This is a genomic window from Paenibacillus oryzisoli, from assembly GCF_001653565.1.
GTDB lineage: Bacteria > Bacillota > Bacilli > Paenibacillales > NBRC-103111 > Paenibacillus_E > Paenibacillus_E oryzisoli.
This window is the reverse complement of record NZ_LYPB01000091.1, coordinates 187880-204453: the sequence shown is the minus strand read 5'-3', so window position 1 is coordinate 204453 and position 16574 is coordinate 187880. Positions and strand designations below refer to the sequence as shown.

20 protein-coding genes are annotated in these 16574 nt (G+C 43.5%); 19 read left to right on the top strand and 1 reads right to left on the bottom strand.

Going from position 1 to position 16574, the window contains the following annotated elements; genetic code table 11:
• Positions 1–79 precede the first annotated feature (79 nt).
• From A8708_RS31040 to A8708_RS30985, 12 genes are all read left to right on the top strand, one after another.
• Complete coding sequence (locus tag A8708_RS31040; protein WP_068670306.1) at positions 80–940, top strand: polysaccharide deacetylase family protein; 861 nt, start codon at positions 80–82, stop codon at positions 938–940.
• 402 nt (positions 941–1342) lie between these two features.
• The gene (locus A8708_RS31035) at positions 1343–1924 is read left to right on the top strand and encodes an RNA polymerase sigma factor (RefSeq protein ID WP_056614299.1); all 582 of its coding nucleotides are present in this window, start codon (positions 1343–1345) and stop codon (positions 1922–1924) included.
• Positions 1925–1930: 6 nt separating this feature from the next.
• A complete protein-coding gene (locus A8708_RS31030) occupies positions 1931–2560 on the top strand; it encodes an anti-sigma factor family protein (protein WP_068670304.1) in 630 nt (209 codons plus the stop codon).
• A 45-nt stretch (positions 2561–2605) separates the two neighbouring features.
• On the top strand, positions 2606–3196 hold the full coding sequence (locus A8708_RS31025) for a histidine phosphatase family protein (protein WP_068670303.1): 591 nt from the start codon (positions 2606–2608) through the stop codon (positions 3194–3196).
• Between the two features lie 137 nt (positions 3197–3333).
• Positions 3334–4449 (top strand): hypothetical protein, encoded by a 1116-nt coding sequence (locus tag A8708_RS31020; protein WP_068670458.1) that lies wholly within the window; start codon positions 3334–3336, stop codon positions 4447–4449.
• A 174-nt stretch (positions 4450–4623) separates the two neighbouring features.
• Entirely contained in the window at positions 4624–4812 is a 189-nt protein-coding gene (locus tag A8708_RS31015; RefSeq protein WP_056616951.1) for an IDEAL domain-containing protein, read from the top strand.
• A 204-nt stretch (positions 4813–5016) separates the two neighbouring features.
• Positions 5017–5445, top strand: coding sequence for a DUF2487 family protein (locus A8708_RS31010; RefSeq protein WP_068670302.1), 429 nt, complete (start codon positions 5017–5019; stop codon positions 5443–5445).
• A gap of 285 nt (positions 5446–5730) precedes the next feature.
• Entirely contained in the window at positions 5731–6276 is a 546-nt protein-coding gene (locus tag A8708_RS31005; RefSeq protein ID WP_068670301.1) for a ubiquinol-cytochrome c reductase iron-sulfur subunit, read from the top strand.
• Positions 6277–6293: 17 nt separating this feature from the next.
• Positions 6294–6965, top strand: coding sequence for a menaquinol-cytochrome c reductase cytochrome b subunit (qcrB, locus tag A8708_RS31000; RefSeq protein ID WP_029193037.1), 672 nt, complete (start codon positions 6294–6296; stop codon positions 6963–6965).
• A 20-nt stretch (positions 6966–6985) separates the two neighbouring features.
• Positions 6986–7873, top strand: a complete 888-nt coding sequence (locus A8708_RS30995) for a c-type cytochrome (RefSeq protein WP_068670299.1) — start codon at positions 6986–6988, stop codon at positions 7871–7873.
• A gap of 203 nt (positions 7874–8076) precedes the next feature.
• A complete protein-coding gene (locus A8708_RS30990; protein WP_068670298.1) occupies positions 8077–8736 on the top strand; it encodes a DUF1405 domain-containing protein in 660 nt (219 codons plus the stop codon).
• Between the two features lie 54 nt (positions 8737–8790).
• Positions 8791–9669: a sporulation protein YpjB gene (locus tag A8708_RS30985; RefSeq protein WP_068670297.1), complete on the top strand. Its 879-nt coding sequence runs from the start codon at positions 8791–8793 to the stop codon at positions 9667–9669.
• Between the two features lie 70 nt (positions 9670–9739).
• Here the strand turns inward: A8708_RS30985 and A8708_RS30980 are convergent, their stop codons facing one another.
• Positions 9740–10612: a YitT family protein gene (locus tag A8708_RS30980; RefSeq protein WP_068670291.1), complete on the bottom strand. Its 873-nt coding sequence runs from the start codon at positions 10610–10612 to the stop codon at positions 9740–9742.
• Between the two features lie 118 nt (positions 10613–10730).
• Between A8708_RS30980 and A8708_RS30975 the strand changes: the two genes are divergently transcribed.
• The 7 genes from A8708_RS30975 to A8708_RS30945 all read left to right on the top strand — a co-directional run bounded on the left by A8708_RS30975 (position 10731) and on the right by A8708_RS30945 (position 16123).
• Positions 10731–11069: a nucleotide pyrophosphohydrolase gene (locus tag A8708_RS30975; RefSeq protein ID WP_068670456.1), complete on the top strand. Its 339-nt coding sequence runs from the start codon at positions 10731–10733 to the stop codon at positions 11067–11069.
• A 64-nt stretch (positions 11070–11133) separates the two neighbouring features.
• Positions 11134–11658, top strand: coding sequence for a tetratricopeptide repeat protein (locus A8708_RS30970; protein ID WP_068670290.1), 525 nt, complete (start codon positions 11134–11136; stop codon positions 11656–11658).
• A gap of 16 nt (positions 11659–11674) precedes the next feature.
• Positions 11675–12478 (top strand): 4-hydroxy-tetrahydrodipicolinate reductase, encoded by an 804-nt coding sequence (dapB, locus tag A8708_RS30965; protein WP_068670288.1) that lies wholly within the window; start codon positions 11675–11677, stop codon positions 12476–12478.
• A gap of 25 nt (positions 12479–12503) precedes the next feature.
• The gene (locus A8708_RS30960; protein WP_068670286.1) at positions 12504–12923 is read left to right on the top strand and encodes a methylglyoxal synthase; all 420 of its coding nucleotides are present in this window, start codon (positions 12504–12506) and stop codon (positions 12921–12923) included.
• A gap of 1 nt (position 12924) precedes the next feature.
• A complete protein-coding gene (gene bshB1, locus A8708_RS30955) occupies positions 12925–13617 on the top strand; it encodes a bacillithiol biosynthesis deacetylase BshB1 (protein ID WP_068670284.1) in 693 nt (230 codons plus the stop codon).
• Positions 13618–13636: 19 nt separating this feature from the next.
• Positions 13637–14809 carry an N-acetyl-alpha-D-glucosaminyl L-malate synthase BshA gene (gene bshA, locus A8708_RS30950; RefSeq protein WP_068670283.1) on the top strand — a complete coding sequence of 391 codons (1173 nt, stop codon included), beginning with the start codon at positions 13637–13639 and terminating at the stop codon, positions 14807–14809.
• Positions 14810–14830: 21 nt separating this feature from the next.
• Positions 14831–16123, top strand: coding sequence for a CCA tRNA nucleotidyltransferase (locus A8708_RS30945; RefSeq protein ID WP_068670276.1), 1293 nt, complete (start codon positions 14831–14833; stop codon positions 16121–16123).
• Positions 16124–16574: the final 451 nt, after the last annotated feature.

Genomic DNA, 16574 nt, shown 5'->3' with positions numbered 1-16574 from the left:
AAATGCGCATGCTATAATGGGTCTTATTATTTAAATACATACTATTCATTGTTATGGGGCGGTTGATCTGAAATACCGAATGTTCATTGTAAGCTTACTGGCAGTCATGATTGTCTTTCTTAATTTTTCACCTATTTTGGCAAGTGCGAAAGATGTGTATTATTCGAACGAGGTTGCTGTACTTGTCTATCATCACATTGATGAAATTGAACAGAGTTCAGTCACCATAACACCAAGACTGTTTGAGCGGCAGTTAGTTTCGTTACAACGGAAAGGCTTCCATTTCATTACTATGGACCAGTTCAAAGATTTCAAAACGACAGGCAAGCCTATACCCGACAATGCCATACTGGTCACCTTTGATGATGGCTACGAAAGCTTCTACACACATGCTTATCCGATTCTCAAAAGACTTCAAATCCCTGCTGTCAATTTCGTTATCACGAAAGATTTGGATGATCCCAAGAGGCCGAAGATCGCGTCTCTATCCAAGGATGAAATTAAGCAGATGACAAGAGAAGATCCTAATATTGAATTTCAGGGGCACTCCGATGAACTTCATGCCATGAAAGATGGCAAACCGATGCTATCCAATAAACTATTGCTAAATGGAAAGCTAGAAACTGAAGTTGAGTTTAAGAGCAGAGTTCTTCAGGATACTCGCAAATGTATCGCCAAACTGAAGGAACTGAATCCTTCGAAAAATGTGGATGCCTATGCGTACCCTTATGGAAGCTATGATGATACTACGATATCCTACCTGAATGAAGCAGGGATACATTACGCTTTTACAACGAAAGCGGGTATTGCGACGGAATGGACAGACGCCATGCAAATTCCGCGAATCAATGGTGGAAGTCCGTTTGTTCGTCCGCATTCCATTAGTAACTTGATCAAACAAGCCAAGAGAGAACAATCTCAATTCATTGGCTCAAAATAGCGGTTAGTAAACGTTTTCAAAAAAGTGTTGACAGAATGAAACCGTATACATATAATAAAAGTACAGTATGGTTTCTCTCCACTCCTATCCGATAATCGCACCATAAGTGCAACCGCCGATTCGGCGGTTTTTTTTTGTCTTTTTTCATTTCTAATTACATATAAAAGGAAGACGGGAAAATGTCGATAGTAGAGTAGAAGCAGAAATATGAACTTTAACCAACAATTTGTCGAATCTAGCAGGAATCTCGTGTTTGATCGAGAATAAGTAGAGGCTTATTGTTTGCCTAATTTCATATTCACATTTTTTTTACAATAGAACGCAACTTTTCACTCCAACACAAGTACAACATGTATGAACAGTTGGAGTGGTACCCGGAATCGCGAGGAGGGTCGCCACGTAATGACCGATTCCCAATTGATCAGAGAAATCAAGGATGGAAATGTTCAGCTATATAACGAGCTTATGCGTCGTTACGAGCGTAAAATCCTTGCCTTTATTTATCACATGCTGAAAAGCACACAAATGGAAGCCATTGCGGAAGATTTGTGTAATGAAACATTTTATAAAGCGTATCGCAGTTTGCATTCTTTCCGTGAGATCGAGGCATCTTTTTCTACGTGGTTATATACGATTGCCCGCAATACCGTATTGAGTGAGCTGCGCAAAAATAAAAGTGTCCAAGTGTCATTGGAGCAGAGTGGGCTTACTCCCCATGCTTCCTTTGATGCGATGCCAGAACAAGCCATGTTGAGGAACGAAAAGGTATCCATGGTTCGCGAAGCGATTAATAGCTTGCCTGAAAAGCAGAGATCGGCTTTGATTTTACGCGAATACGATCAGATGGATTATCAGGAAATTGCCAACATACTAGGTCAAACGGTAAGCTCGGTGAAATCGCTGCTATTTAGGGCGAGAGCATCCGTCAAATTGCATCTGGATCCTTATTTCAGTGAGCCGATATTCGAAGAATCGAAGGGATGACTAGCGATGAAGTGTAGTGAGATACAGGAATTATTTGGAGTCTACTGGGATTTGCCGAATGATGACCTGCGTCGTCAAGCAGTGGATAAGCATTTAGAAACGTGCGACTCTTGTAACGAAGAGTTTCAAATATGGGAAGAGAGCATGATTCTGATCCGCTCTGCAGCAACTGACGAGGAGCTGACGGACTTTGAACCTATCGTCTCCACCAAAGTAATGAACCGAATTTACGAGGATGAATCATGGCGAATTCCAGTTTCGGAGCGGATGTATTCAATTTCCTATAAATTAAGACGAAATTTGACTGCGGTTATTGCTTTTTGTTTAGCTCTTTTTGTATTTAGCTTTTTATTTGCCATTGTATATGAGGGATCTCCACAGTCAACAATGGCATCCGCGGATAATTCATTATACGATCTTGAGGCGCCACAAGCTCTCAAAATTAGCGGTACTGAGTCTTTAAATGGGCATAAGTTGGGTGATGCTGTAGCTAGTCTGAATCCAAGTTTCATGGAACCGTTACGGTTTCATGTTGGACCTATTCATTCTTATCCTCATTATTTATTAGTCGTATCACTTTTAGGCTTAGTAGCTACTATTATAATCATGAATTGGTTATCTCGAACCAAAACATAGTGCTCCTCATGGGGCATTTTTCATTTCTAGCGATGGAGGTAAAGAATGACAACGATCGGGTTTATACGGCACGGTAGCACGGAGTGGAATCGTTTGGGCAAGTTACAAGGACAGCTGGATACCGATTTAACAGACGAAGGCAGAGAGCAAGCTAGATTACTTGGACTGCGTTTATCTCAAGAGAGTTGGGATGGCATTATTAGCAGTGACTTGAAGCGAGCGAATGAAACCGCGCAAATTATTTCTACACTCTCTGGTATCCCTTTTCTACATAAAGATAAACGCTTAAGAGAGCGTAAATATGGGCTAGTTGAGGGCACTACAGTCGCTGAGAGAGAAGAACGCTGGGGAACCGAGTGGAAGCTTCAGGATCTAGGTCAGGAGTCGGACAGTGAGCTTTGGGCAAGATGGCTGGATCTTGAAACAGAGATTTTGAATCTTTACCCTAATAAGAAAATTTTACTCATCTCTCACGGTGGTTTTATTGTGCAAGTTCTTCGTGTGTTAAAATTGAATCAAGAAGAGTTCCTGCAGAATACATCGTTGACCTTGTTGTTACGACAAAATGATCAATGGGAGCTTCAGTTGTATAATTGCCTAACCCATTTACAAACGACATCGGAACCGATGGCATAAAGCAAACTTGAGTAAACATGACTCTATCGAGTCATGTTTTTTTGTCTGTCACGGAATATTTTCGGAAAAAAATCCCATAATGGTTACTAGAAACATCGGAGTAGAAAACTCCGCCAGATGGGAGTTGTAGGATGGAAATGAACCTAGCGGATATGCTTAGCTACGCCGATATCCATGATTTAGGCCGAATTGCACATACCTACGAGTGTGAGTGCAATGGTCATTCTAAGAATGAATTGATTCAATCGATCCTGAGTACGGCCATGCGCAAAGACATATTCGAAAAACACATTCAAAATCTTAGTTTGGAAAACATTCGCTTCCTCAACGCCCTGCTCTCCGATCCTCGCAATTCATTTAGTATGGAGGAACTCATCGCTAGAGCCCAGCAATCACGTTTTCAAAAAGAAGAGACATCAGAAGATTGGAATCCTAGAGATATGATTCTGAAATTCAAGAAATTAGGTTGGTTGTTTAACGGGTATTCCCAACAAACCAAATACCTATTTCATGTTCCAGCAGATTTAAAACGAAGATTTGGTGATGTATTAGCCCAGCAATTTAAACAAGCTTTGGTGAAAACGGAAGAACCAACGGTCTATCGTGATGAACAATTACTTCTAGCGGACGACATATTTATTTTCTTAACCGCGGTTGGACAGCAAGAAATGCCTTTGACAGCAGAAGGTTTTATGTACAAGAGACAACTTGGGCAAATCCTTAGTCTACTTTCTGTTCAAGAGGGATTGGTAGCCAAGGGAACGTGGAGATTTGGGTACGGACGCATGTTTAAGGAATATCCGAACCGATTTTCTCTCATCTATGATTATTGCTATTACCACGAACTCATCAGTGAGCAAGGTATGGTGTTACATCTAACAGAAACAGGTAAGGAACGTTTAGTGGAAGGCAAGAAAGAAACAATAACGGATATCTATAAGTTCTGGCTCAGGCTATACAAAAATCCAATTCCGAGTCTACAAAGTATATCTCTGTGGCTAGATCGCCTCTGTGATCAGTGGGTGACGATGGCATCGGTTGTAGATTTATTTAGCCAATTAGTTAAACCATTCTATTATGATGGATCAGAATCCATTGTCGAGCAGAGAATCCTGCAAATGATGATGCATATGGGATTGATTCGAATAGGCGAAGATCACACGCATGGGGTTGTCATACAAGTTACCAAGATCGGATCCAGGGTGATTCGGGGAATTCACATTGCAGAAGAAGACAAAGTAGTTCTATTCTGATCTAGGTATTAACACATTCCCGTTCAAACGGGCATTTGAATGAAGCGTTGAATTAACTAGTGAATATGATGTAATAGGAGCATAACAACGGGTTGGCGTACACCATAATGCAAACATATTTTTGCGAAAAAGAAGCTCCTGACAAACCGCGGACAACATTTGGAGGTAGGTCTCATGGGAAAAATGAATGTATCTAACGATGCGCTGCTGGCACTTTTCGCGGAAATGATTTGGGATAATGCCTTACGCAAATATAGAGAAGAAAATCTTTATAAGGAAATTGATAGCGCACTTGCTAAAGGGGATCAAACATCTTTCCTGGCGCTAACATCTGAACTAAGGATTTTACAATCACTAGGGTAATTAGCTGCGCAAGAGTAAGTTAAACATGAAGACATGTGGATATCAATCCCGTGTCTTTTTTGTATGAGTTAAACTTTGATCCCATCCAAGCTTAAATCGTGGATTGACAGCTAAGGGAGGACGGATTAAAGTACTTAAAGTACAAGTTGAGCTTACGCTACATAGTGGAAGTTCTTTTGGTAAATGATAGGGAGGCGCTACACCTTGAAATTTAATGAGATTGCCTTACAAGAATGGTCGGAATTGAAACCCTACTTGGATACGTGTTTATTACCTGTTACTGGATTGACAGGAAATGAAGATCCGATGCAAGTGACTACAGTGTTGGAGCGGCTCCGTGATGTCATGGAAATTATTGAAATTCCTTTCAAGGGCAGAGTTGTTACTTATCCAGCTCTTCATTACATAGCAGATACGGGTGCAAGTGAGCAAGTGGAAAGCATCGTGCATCAATTGAAGAAAAGCGGGTTTCGTTACATCATTGTAGTTACCATGCATTCGGAAGCAATCCACTGGAAATCTGCCGAGACAGATTTGTTGATTGTTGTCGATATTGAACAATGGACAGAGCAATCAGAGGCAATTAGAGCGGGTATTTCCAAACAAGTGCAACAACTATGGTATCCTGTCTGAGTAACTTTGGTGTTGTCGTGTATTAATGGAAAAAAAATGTGCAAGATAAGGGTAGTAATGGATGATTGTGGCTCACAAAAAGTTGTGACAATTTCGTTAAAATTTGTCCGAAAGCGCAGATTTCAATCCAATAAAAGGAGTTATGAATTCTTGACGACCTAGTAGACGTAGGCTATTATTAGAAATGTCCTAGTTATGTAGTGTAATGTCGAACGACACGTGATAGAGGTAGCTGATGTTCGAGAGGGTTCGGACTTCGGCCAATGTAGGAGGGTAGACCTGAGAATGAGTGATCATAACAATCACAATGAAGAACAGCATGGGAAGAAACCCGGGACCAAACGCGAAATGTCTCGTCGACAATTTCTTTCTTATACCCTTGGTGGCGCTGGTGGATTCATGGGAGCCGGGATTATCATACCGATGATTCGGTTTGCCATTGATCCAGTCCTTCAGCCAAAAGCAGCATCGGATTGGGTTAAAGTTGTCGAAGAAAGTAAGATTACGAATGTTCCACAAGCTTTTACATTCCAAGTCCATCAGGTAGATGGTTGGTATGAAAGTGAAGCTGAACTCGTAGCATGGATTTCCAAAGATAGTAAGGGTGCTCTCTTTGCGTTAAATCCAACATGTAAGCACTTAGGTTGTACGGTCAACTGGAACGATAACCCAGCTTACAAAGATCAGTATTTCTGTCCTTGTCATGGTGCGCATTATACGCAAGACGGCAAGAATCTTGCTGTTGCGCCTAGTCCATTAGATGAGTACACAACAAAAGTAGAGAATGGTTTCGTGTATGTTGGACAACTGCATGCTAACACTAGAGTATAAGGGGGCGTCACGATCAGATGTTTAAAAACGTATACAACTGGATTGACGAACGTCTTGATATTACGCCTATGTGGAGAGATGTAGCGGATCACGAGGTGCCTGAACACGTTAACCCTGCTCATCACTTTTCCGCATTTGTTTATTGTTTTGGCGGATTGACGTTTTTCATTACAGTCATTCAAATTTTGTCAGGTATGTTCCTAACCATGTACTACACACCTGATATTATCAATGCTTATGCAAGTGTTGATTACTTACAACATAAAGTAGCTTTCGGTGTTATCGTCAGAGGTATGCACCACTGGGGAGCTAGTTTAGTTATCGTAATGATGTTCTTACATACCCTGCGCGTGTTCTTCACTGGATCTTATAAGGCTCCACGTGAAATGAACTGGGTTGTAGGCATGCTCATTTTCTTCGTTATGTTAGGTCTTGGTTTTACGGGATACCTGCTTCCATGGGATAACAAAGCTTACTTTGCAACACAAGTAGGTATGAAAATTGCAGCAGCGGTACCGTTCGCGGGTCCGTACATCGAAACATTGCTGCAAGGCGGAAGCATTGTTGGTGCACAAACACTAACTCGGTTCTTTGCTATTCATGTGTTCTTCCTGCCTGGCGTTCTGCTCGCTTTGCTTGCCGGACACTTCTTCATGATTCGCAAACAAGGTATTTCCGGACCGCTATAATTTAGGGAGGGGCGAATAGCGTGGCGCATGGTCATAAGTCTGATGAAAAAATCGTTTACGTAGGGGATTCCCGCGTAATTAAAAAAACGCAAGAACAACGACTCATTCCTAGAGATTACTCTGCTTACCCAGGTAAATCGGAAGCCTTCATTCCTAACTTCTTGTTGAAAGAATGGATGGTTGGTGTCGTTGTCTTGGTTGGTATGCTAGTTCTAGTTATGTCCGACCCAGCTCCGTTAGGTTATCCTGCGGATCCGAAGAACACAGCATTTATTCCGATGCCTGACTGGTATTTCTTGTTCATGTATCAATTGCTGAAATACCCTTACACATCGGGAGATTATGTTGTTCTTGGAGCGGTAGTAGTACCAGGTTTACTATTTGGTGGTTTATTGCTAGCTCCATTCTTGGATACTGGCAAAGAACGTCGCTTCTATAGAAGACCAATTGCTTCTAGCCTTATGATTTTATCTTTGATCGCTTGTACATATCTAACGTACACTTCTTGGTCACATTACCAAGTAGAGCTTAAAGAGAAAAACATCATTCCAGAGCACATCAAGCGTGAAGAAGAAATGCACGCTAACAAGGGTGGCACAGCGAACGGTGCTGCTAAACCAACGAAGAAACCTGCTGCTATTGTGGCTGCTGATGATCCAGGTGCTGCGATCTATGCGAAAGCAACATGCTTAGCTTGTCATGGTGCTCAATTAAAAGGAATGCCAGCTTCTGGTGTACCTGCTTTGTTAGGAACTGGTGATACACATACGAAGGAAGACATTATGGGTATTATCAAAAATGGTAAAGGCAACATGCCTGCTATGTACAAACCTAACATTGATAAAGGCTTGACGGATGCTGATATCGATAAATTAGCAGATTGGTTATCCAAACAAAAAACTCAATAACATGTGAACCTGGTCGCGAGAGTGATCAGGTTTTTTTTGACCACAATAGAAATCCAAGTTTTCGGTACCCGAAAACGAATTTCTATTTGGCGATAAAACCTACATCTAAACGCGGTCGCTCATCTTTGAATGACCTCGATAAAGGTTTTCTCAAAATTTTAGACGGTCTACATATCGTACTTGATTCTAGTGGAGGGACCAACATGTCCATTTCCTATTTGTGGAGCAGTAATTTCTTGCGGAGTAAAAGAATGCTATGGTTGCTTTTCATTAGTAATTTACTAGGAACCATTTATGGGTATGAATGGTATTGGATTCAGATGGTAGACACCCTTGCAGAGAATCCAATATGGTATGTACTTTTTGTGCCAGATAGTCCAACTGCTAGCTTATTTTTCACACTTTCGGTTGGTTACTTGATTGTAGATCGTTCCCTTACCAAACCTACGAGTAAGCTATATAAGGCAATTCGCGGTTTCGTTGAGGCTTTCGCTCTAATTACATCATTTAAGTATGGTATCTGGGCAGTCACGATGATATGGGCGGGAGCTTGGCAGGGGGCATCTGTTGGATGGGATGGTTGGATGCTGACAGCGTCTCATTTGGCTATGGCAGTGGAAGCGCTGTTATTTGTGCGATGGTATTCTTACAGATTGCCTGCTATCGTCATTGTGGCATTATGGACGTTTTGGAATGATTTCATGGATTATGAAAGGGGGGTATTCCCGAGACTCCAACGTGAGCTGCATCCCTATTTGGGAACCATTCAATTCTTCACGATATGCTTGAGTATCATCGGAATCTGGATTGCGATTACATGCTTCTTGGTTAGAGAGAAAAAATTGTTGAAAGCGAGTACCTGATGGTCTAAAGTGGGACGAACCTCCATATGATGATGGTGAAGGAGGGGATGTCCCATGTTTTTCGATAGAAGATTAAGAGGGATAGCGGTGACGATCTTAATTGGCTTTGTTCTTTGTTTACTTGCAGCTTGCGGAACCAATCAACAGACAGTCGGACAAGCTAGTAAACCTATAGACCCAGTTCAATTGGAGCGGATTACGTTTTTAAATGGGATAGCCGAAGAGCTGTATACATTAACGATGTCTGGACAAGTTGCTGAGGCAAGAAATAAATTGATTCAACTATCCGATCAAATCCCCAAGATTTCTTGGGAAGGAATTACGTCTATTGAAGGTTTGAATGCTTTGACCGCAACAGTCACCGATGCGAAACGAGTGTATAACGCCGTTAATTACTCACCTAACGATGGACAAATAGTTGTGGCCAAGATTCGGCTAGCAACAGATGCACTTTCACATAAGAATCAGCCGATGTGGCTGCAATACTATAAGGTTCTACAGAATGATACGCAATTGCTAAGTCAGCACATAAAGGCAAACAGGCAGCAAGAAGCCATTGAAGAATTTGGTAAGCTATCACAACACATCGCCATTATACATCCTTCACTGATAATTAGCCGGGATCCATCGACCATAGAGAAATTGGATTCATTACTCGTGTTTCTTCGAACCAATGTGAATACGAAACCGATGCCGATAAGACCGTTAGAAGCGGGAATCGTGAATGTAAACCAAATGTTAGACGAAATCTTTATGAAACATAAAGACGCGCTGGCTTATGTGCCTCTCACGGATCCGAATCATCCTATTATTTGGTCATTGAGTATAGGTGTTATTATAATAGGTGTCCTATCGTATGCAGGTTGGCAAATGTACCAATCTGGGCGCCATATCGTTCCTGTTCGGCAAACAAGGGAAAGTGAAAACAGATAGAAAAAAGTGGATTTACAAGCTCTAATGAGCTGTTAATCCACTTTTTTTATTCCTAGGGGTAGCCGTTCATTTAACTTGTTTTAAAACCTTCCCCAATAACCTCGTGCACATCACCAACGATGATAAAAGCACGTGGATCAACGGCATGAATTAACTCACGTAATTGCCTTGTCTCATGCCGATAAACGACACAATAAACGACTTCTTTCGTGTTACCTGAGTAAGCACCTCGTGCTGGGAACAGCGTTACTCCCCGATCTAATACTTTGGTAATGGATTCTGCAAGTACACCTGGTTGCTCACTAATGATTGTAAAAGCTTTGGCAGCATAAGCGCCTTCAGATATGTAATCAATAATTCGAGATGTGACGAATACAGCCACTAGTGAATAGAGTACTTTTTCTTTTGGGAGATAAATAAAAGAGGAACCAATTACGACGACATCAATAATCAGGATAACTTGTCCGACACTCCAGCCTCTTTTTTTATGCCCAATGCGAGCTAAGATATCGGAACCACCAGTTGTTCCACCGAATCGGAAGACAAGTCCCAGCCCCGTGCCTAACGTAATCCCAGCATATAGTGTTGCAAGAAAGTAGTCTTGCGTCGTATGAAATGGTACTACCCATCCCATATGAATGAGCCATTCCATCACCCATAGAAAGAACGAAAGACAAATGACACCGAAAATCGTATACAACATGGGGCCCTTACCGAAATTTCGCCACCCTAAGTAAAATAAGGGAATATTAAATACGAGAGTTGAGACGGATGGCGGGACATTAAGCACGTATTTGAGCAGGAGAGAAATCCCCGTTAATCCGCCTTCCATCAGTTCATTGGATATAACAAAATAATGCAATCCAAAGGCATAAATCGCAGTTCCAATCCCGATTCCAAGCACATTGAGAAATTGATCTTGGAATCTTTCCTTAAATATCATGTGAATTCCTCCATGCCTAAAATACTTACCTTATCTAACAAAAAATTTGTCAACGATTCTCGTTTAGTTTAACATAAGGAGGATAACCTTTGTGAAGAGGATAGAAAGAAGGATGCCGATGTCAGAACGATCACTCAAAGACCTGCAACAAGAGGTTGATACTTATATTTCCCAGTTCAAGGAAGGATATTTCAGTCCTCTTTCTATGCTGGCCAGAATGTCTGAAGAAGTTGGTGAATTAGCACGTGAGGTGAATCACTCTTACGGCGAAAAACCGAAAAAGAGTACAGAAGCGGACAATTCGATTGAATTGGAGCTTGGTGATATTTTATTTATAACGATCTGTTTTGCGAATTCACTTGGCATTGATCTAACCGAAGCGCATGACAAAATCATGCACAAATTCAATACCCGTGATGCAGGGCGTTGGACTAAAATTAACACCGAAACGAAATGACCTTCATAAACTAAACCATCCCCATGAATTGGGAAACCCCCTAATGGCAAAGGAGGATGGGCAGATGAATGGAGAAAATCAAATACAGAAAGCATACGAATCCATACTTGGGCATGATTTTGAAGGAGCCATTGAATGGTTTGAAAAAGCGATTGCGGAAGAACCAAACAATGCTGTCTATCATCACAAACTTTCCATTACTTTTGCGAGGAGCAACAAGCTTACTAAAGCAGTGGAACATGCAGCAAGAGCAAATGAACTCGACCCTGCGAATGAGGCATTTCTATTTCATTTGCAAGTGTTGAATGCACGTGAGCTTGTTGAACAAGCCAGTAGGCAGCTGACGATTCAATCTGATCATGCGGAGCGCGCTATTTTTCTATTAAAAGAAGCGATCGCACTTGATCCACTAGCTATTGAAGCGTATCTGATGCTGGGTGAGGCTTTCGCGATGCGTAAGGACTATGCCAGAGCTTATCAAACCGTTATGGAGGCTGTTCGTTTAGAGCCGCATCACGAGCTTGCTAAGCAGCATGCCACGATTTATAAGATCAAAATGAATACAGAGTTAGGCCCGAGACACAGATAAAGGAGATCACCACTATATGGAGCGTAGAATACGAGTAGCAGTTATCGGAGCAAGTGGAAGAATGGGGCGGGAGGTCGTCAAGACTGTTCTGCGAGAGCCAGATATGGAGTTAGTTGGAGGAGTAAGTCGTACCTCCGGCCCCATTGATCTTGGAAGAATGGTTGGTTTGGATGATTGCGGGATCCTAATGGGGAACGATATTGAGCAAGTTCTAACCGAATCCAAGCCAGACGTTTTAGTTGACTTCACCGGACCGCAAACAGCGGTTTCACATACCAATCTTGCAATTCGCTTAGGGATTCGTCCCGTGATGGGAACGACGGGTTTCACCCCTCAAGCTATTGCAGATTTGGACAAGCTATGCCGAGATCATAATATTGGTGGATTAATTGCACCTAATTTCTCTATTGGTGCTATTCTTATGATGAGATTCGCTGCCCAAGCGTCTAAATATTTTCCGCACTTGGAAATTATCGAGTACCATGGAGATCAAAAGTTAGATGCACCTTCAGGAACAGCCGTGAAAACTGCCGAGCTCATCTCGGAAGTACGTGAAGAAATTAAGCAAGGTAACCCGAAAGAAGAAGAAACAATTGAAGGTTCCCGCGGCGGGTATTACAATGGATTCAGAATACATAGCGTACGTCTGCCAGGTGTATTTGCGCAACAGGAAGTGATTATGGCTGAACAAGGTCAAGCGCTTAAGATTAGACATGACTCATATGATCGTGCAGCTTATATGCCGGGAGTGGCGATAGCGGTACGTAAAGTTATGACCTATACAGGCATGATTTATGGTTTTGAGCATTTTATAGATTAGAGATCCCTAGGAGAGTGGAAGTTAGATGTTAAGCATCGCACTTATTGCCCATGATCGAAAGAAAGATGAAATGGTGAATTTCGTAACAGCTTATGAGCATGTTTTCGAAGGGCACAAACTATATGCAACTGGCACGACCGGTACACGAATTATGGGGAATACGAAGTTGGATATTCATCGTTTTATGTCAGGTCCACTTGGGGGAGATCAGCAAATCGGGGCATTGGTTGCCAAAAATGAGATGGATTTGATCATCTTCTTGCGTGACCCTTTGATGGCTCAACCACACGAGCCAGATATTATCGCTTTGCTTCGATTATGTGATGTGCAAGGGATTCCATGCGCTACGAACATTGCGACTGCAGAGTTGCTTGTAAGAGCTTTGGATCGTGGGGATTTTGCTTGGAGAGAACTCGTACATAAATATAAGCCAGGAATTGAATAAGATGAGTGAACAATTAGATATTCTTATATTTGGTGCCCATGCAGACGACGCTGAGATTGGTATGGGGGCAACCATTGCCAAACATACACAGCTCGGACTTCGCGTAGGGCTGTGTGAACTAACTTATGCAGAAATGTCCTCGAATGGGACAGTAGAAACTAGACTAGAAGAAGCAGCCGAAGCAGCCAAAATTCTTGGTGTGGCAGCCCGTACGAATCTGGGATTGCCGGATCGAGGATTATTGGTCACGGCAGATCATATCGAACGGATTACACAGGAAATCAGGAAATTTCGACCGCGAATTGTGTTCGCACCGTATTGGCAAGATCGTCACCCGGATCATATTGCCTGTTCGACACTGGTACAAGAAGCTGTTTTTAACGCGAAGCTGCGCAAATATTTGCCTGACACAGAAGCGGTGAATGTGGAGCAACTATTTTTTTATTTCATAAATGACGTGTATGAACCTGATGTGATAGTAGATGTAACAAATACGTATGATATTAAAATGGCAGCACTGCGTGCGTACCAGTCACAATTTGTAACGGGTGCGGGCACCGTTGCGACGCCACTCAATCAAGGTTATGTCGAACGTGTAGAAGCTCGTGATCGCGTCATGGGTCAGAAGCGTCAACTAACGTACGCGGAAGGGTTCGTTTCCAAACTCCCTTTGGTGATAGAACATTTTGATTGATCGGAAAGAGGTGTGAGAGATGAAAGACAAATTAAAAATTGGTATTACGTGTTACCCGACACTTGGAGGATCAGGTGTAGTCGCGACAGAGCTTGGAAAACTGCTAGCTGAAAAGGGACACGAGGTCCACTTTATTACACATAGCATGCCATTTCGCTTAGGTAAATTTCATAAAAATATTTATTATCATGAAGTGGAAGTTAGCCAATATTACGTCTTCCGCTATCCACCGTATGATCTATCGCTCGCTAGTAAGTTAGCCCAGGTTGCCAAAATGGAAGAGCTTGATCTGCTCCATGTGCATTATGCGATTCCGCATGCTGTTTGTGCCCTGCTTGCTAAGCAGATGGTAGGATCGAATCTCAAGGTCGTCACGACGCTTCACGGCACAGATATCACGGTATTGGGGCAGGATCAGTCAATTTCAGACCTAATCCAATATGCCATTAATGAAAGTGATGCGGTTACAGCAGTTTCTAAGGATCTCATTAAAGAAACACGGGAATTGCTAGCCATTGAGCGTGATATTGATTTGACTTATAACTTTGTAGATAAACGGGTGTATTACCCGCGAGATATATCGAAGCTAAGAGGCGAATTCGCACGACCAGATGAGAAAATCCTTATCCATATTTCCAATTTCCGACCGGTGAAACGCGTGCAGGATGTTGTGGATATTTTCGCAAAGGTGAGCAAAGAAGTGCCGTCCCGACTTTTATTTGTTGGGGAAGGTCCGGATCTTTCGAAAATGATTTCCAAAGTGAAGGAAATGGGACTATCCGATAAAGTGACGTTCTGTGGCAAACAGGATGATGTCGCACAAGTGATTTCACTTGCTGATGTCATGTTGCTTCCTTCGGAAAAAGAAAGTTTCGGACTTGTTGCACTAGAAGCTATGGCTTGTGGCGTGCCAACGATAGGTTCCAATGCAGGGGGGATTCCTGAGTTAATCACACATGGTGAAACAGGTTTCCTAGCTGAAGTCGGCGATACGAACCAAATGGCTAGTTATGCAATTAATCTGTTGAAAAATCAAGTGATGTATGAACAAATGGCACAGAATTGTTTGAATCGTGCGCGGTATACGTTCTGTAACGATATTACCACCGTTCAATATGAGGAGATTTACTATCGGGTGTTAGGACGGGAACTCCCGGAATCACATCGCATTGCAGCATCTTCGTGTCAATAAGGGTGCTAACTGGATAGGAGAATGAAGTTGGATGCAAGCAAGGGTATAAAAGATCCAGGTGCTGCGGAGGTATTGGGTAGGTTAGCGGAAGCAGGGTATGAGGCCTATCTGGTTGGCGGCTGTGTTCGAGATGCTGTCCTTGGTCGGTCGATCAAGGATATTGATATCGCTACTTCTGCTTTGCCTGAACAAGTGATGGAGATTTTCCATCGAACTGTACCAACGGGTCTTCAGCATGGCACTGTGACGGTATTGATGCCTCAGGGTATGTATGAGGTAACGACTTTCCGTAAGGAGGCAGCGTACGAGGGCTTTCGTCGTCCTGCCTCTGTTGCTTATATTTCGGATTTAACTGAAGATTTAAAGCGAAGGGATTTCACAATGAACGCGATGGCTATGAATGTAGCTGGTGTTCTGCAGGATCCTTATGGTGGACAAGCTGACCTGGCCGCTGGACTGCTCCGCTGCGTAGGTATTGCTGAGGAACGTTTTGGGGAAGATGCGTTACGCATGCTTCGCTGTATTCGGTTCGCCTCGACGTACGATTTGGAGATTGAGGCGAGTACTTGGCAGGCTCTGCTGGCGAATGCGCCACTGCTGCGCCATATCGCGATGGAGCGGGTGCGCAGCGAGCTGCAGCGCATGGTAGAAGGCCCCGCCCCTGCGCGGGCTGTGCGGTTATTACTGGCGAGCGGTCTGCTGGCCAACCTCAAAAAGCAGCTGCCGCTGCCTTATGAGGCCTGGCTCGCCTGGGACGACGCGCTGGACGTTGTCAGCGCGCTGGAGGAGCAGCATGACCGCTGGGCTATGCTGCTCATGCTTCTGGAGGTGCCATCGGACGTAGTCCGCGCGGCGCTCCAGGACTTGACCTTCTCCCGCGCCGATGGTACAGCGGTCGCGGAGGTGCTTGCCCTGCGCGAGGCGATTGCCGCGCAGGTGGCGGTGGAAGACCCGGCTCCGCTGGAGCGGGTCTGGAAGCTTGGCGCAGTGCGCCGCGGCGAAGCCGCAGCCCGCGCGTTATTGCGGCTGCTGCGCGAGCTGCCGCAGGTAGAGGGGAAGCGCGGCCGCTTGGCGCGCTTCTTGGAAGAGACCGCGCCGGCGCTGCTGCGGCGCGGGGAGGCATGGCTGAAGGAGGTCCCCTGCTTCAGCCTGAAGGAACTCGCCATATCCGGCCAGGATGTGGCGGTGGCTCTTGATCGGCAGCCAGGCCCATGGATGGGCAGGCTGCTGCAGGATCTGCTCGAGCGAGCGGCTCTCGGGGAAATCCCGAATGAGCGCGAGGCTCTGATTGACGCCGCGCAGGCTGCGAAGTAGCAGCGCTGTGCGGTTTTTCTTTTGAATGGCGGCTAGGATGGCCATGAAGTCATTCTTGAAACCGAATAACTGTTAAAACTACAGTTATTTTCATGGTTTTTCCATTATAATTGCATTTAACTGGAAAACCTCCAGTTAAATAGTGGAATTATTGAGGAAAAGGTAAGAAATAACCAAAATACCTACAGAAAATCCAGTTATTTTCGATTTTAATGCTTTTTCACTCAAAATACCTACAGAAAATTCAGTTAATTGAAAAGTATGGTGAACGTGAGGAAGTTAGGCATGTGTTTCTGAAGCAGCTAGTTAGTTTGGTTATAGTTAGAGGTAACTTGTATGCTGAAGCAGCAAGTATATCGAGTTTGAGGCATCTTGACATTGAAGTAGCTAGTATGTCGAGTAAGAGGTTTCTTGCACGCTGAAGTAGCTAGTATATCGAGCTAGAGGCATC

Excerpts from the sequence above, each read along its gene's own strand:
- A8708_RS31040 (WP_068670306.1), top strand. The coding sequence starts at position 80 with ATGTTCATTGTAAGCTTACTGGCAGTCATGATTGTCTTTCTTAATTTT.
- A8708_RS31035 (WP_056614299.1), top strand. The coding sequence starts at position 1,343 with ATGACCGATTCCCAATTGATCAGAGAAATCAAGGATGGAAATGTTCAG.
- A8708_RS31030 (WP_068670304.1), top strand. The coding sequence starts at position 1,931 with ATGAAGTGTAGTGAGATACAGGAATTATTTGGAGTCTACTGGGATTTG.
- A8708_RS31025 (WP_068670303.1), top strand. The coding sequence starts at position 2,606 with ATGACAACGATCGGGTTTATACGGCACGGTAGCACGGAGTGGAATCGT.
- A8708_RS31020 (WP_068670458.1), top strand. The coding sequence starts at position 3,334 with ATGAACCTAGCGGATATGCTTAGCTACGCCGATATCCATGATTTAGGC.
- A8708_RS31015 (WP_056616951.1), top strand. The coding sequence starts at position 4,624 with ATGGGAAAAATGAATGTATCTAACGATGCGCTGCTGGCACTTTTCGCG.
- A8708_RS31005 (WP_068670301.1), top strand. The coding sequence starts at position 5,731 with ATGAGTGATCATAACAATCACAATGAAGAACAGCATGGGAAGAAACCC.
- qcrB (WP_029193037.1), top strand. The coding sequence starts at position 6,294 with ATGTTTAAAAACGTATACAACTGGATTGACGAACGTCTTGATATTACG.
- A8708_RS30990 (WP_068670298.1), top strand. The coding sequence starts at position 8,077 with ATGTCCATTTCCTATTTGTGGAGCAGTAATTTCTTGCGGAGTAAAAGA.
- A8708_RS30985 (WP_068670297.1), top strand. The coding sequence starts at position 8,791 with ATGTTTTTCGATAGAAGATTAAGAGGGATAGCGGTGACGATCTTAATT.
- A8708_RS30980 (WP_068670291.1), bottom strand. The coding sequence starts at position 10,612 with ATGATATTTAAGGAAAGATTCCAAGATCAATTTCTCAATGTGCTTGGA.
- A8708_RS30975 (WP_068670456.1), top strand. The coding sequence starts at position 10,731 with ATGTCAGAACGATCACTCAAAGACCTGCAACAAGAGGTTGATACTTAT.
- A8708_RS30970 (WP_068670290.1), top strand. The coding sequence starts at position 11,134 with ATGAATGGAGAAAATCAAATACAGAAAGCATACGAATCCATACTTGGG.
- dapB (WP_068670288.1), top strand. The coding sequence starts at position 11,675 with ATGGAGCGTAGAATACGAGTAGCAGTTATCGGAGCAAGTGGAAGAATG.
- A8708_RS30960 (WP_068670286.1), top strand. The coding sequence starts at position 12,504 with ATGTTAAGCATCGCACTTATTGCCCATGATCGAAAGAAAGATGAAATG.
- bshB1 (WP_068670284.1), top strand. The coding sequence starts at position 12,925 with ATGAGTGAACAATTAGATATTCTTATATTTGGTGCCCATGCAGACGAC.
- bshA (WP_068670283.1), top strand. The coding sequence starts at position 13,637 with ATGAAAGACAAATTAAAAATTGGTATTACGTGTTACCCGACACTTGGA.
- A8708_RS30945 (WP_068670276.1), top strand. The coding sequence starts at position 14,831 with ATGAAGTTGGATGCAAGCAAGGGTATAAAAGATCCAGGTGCTGCGGAG.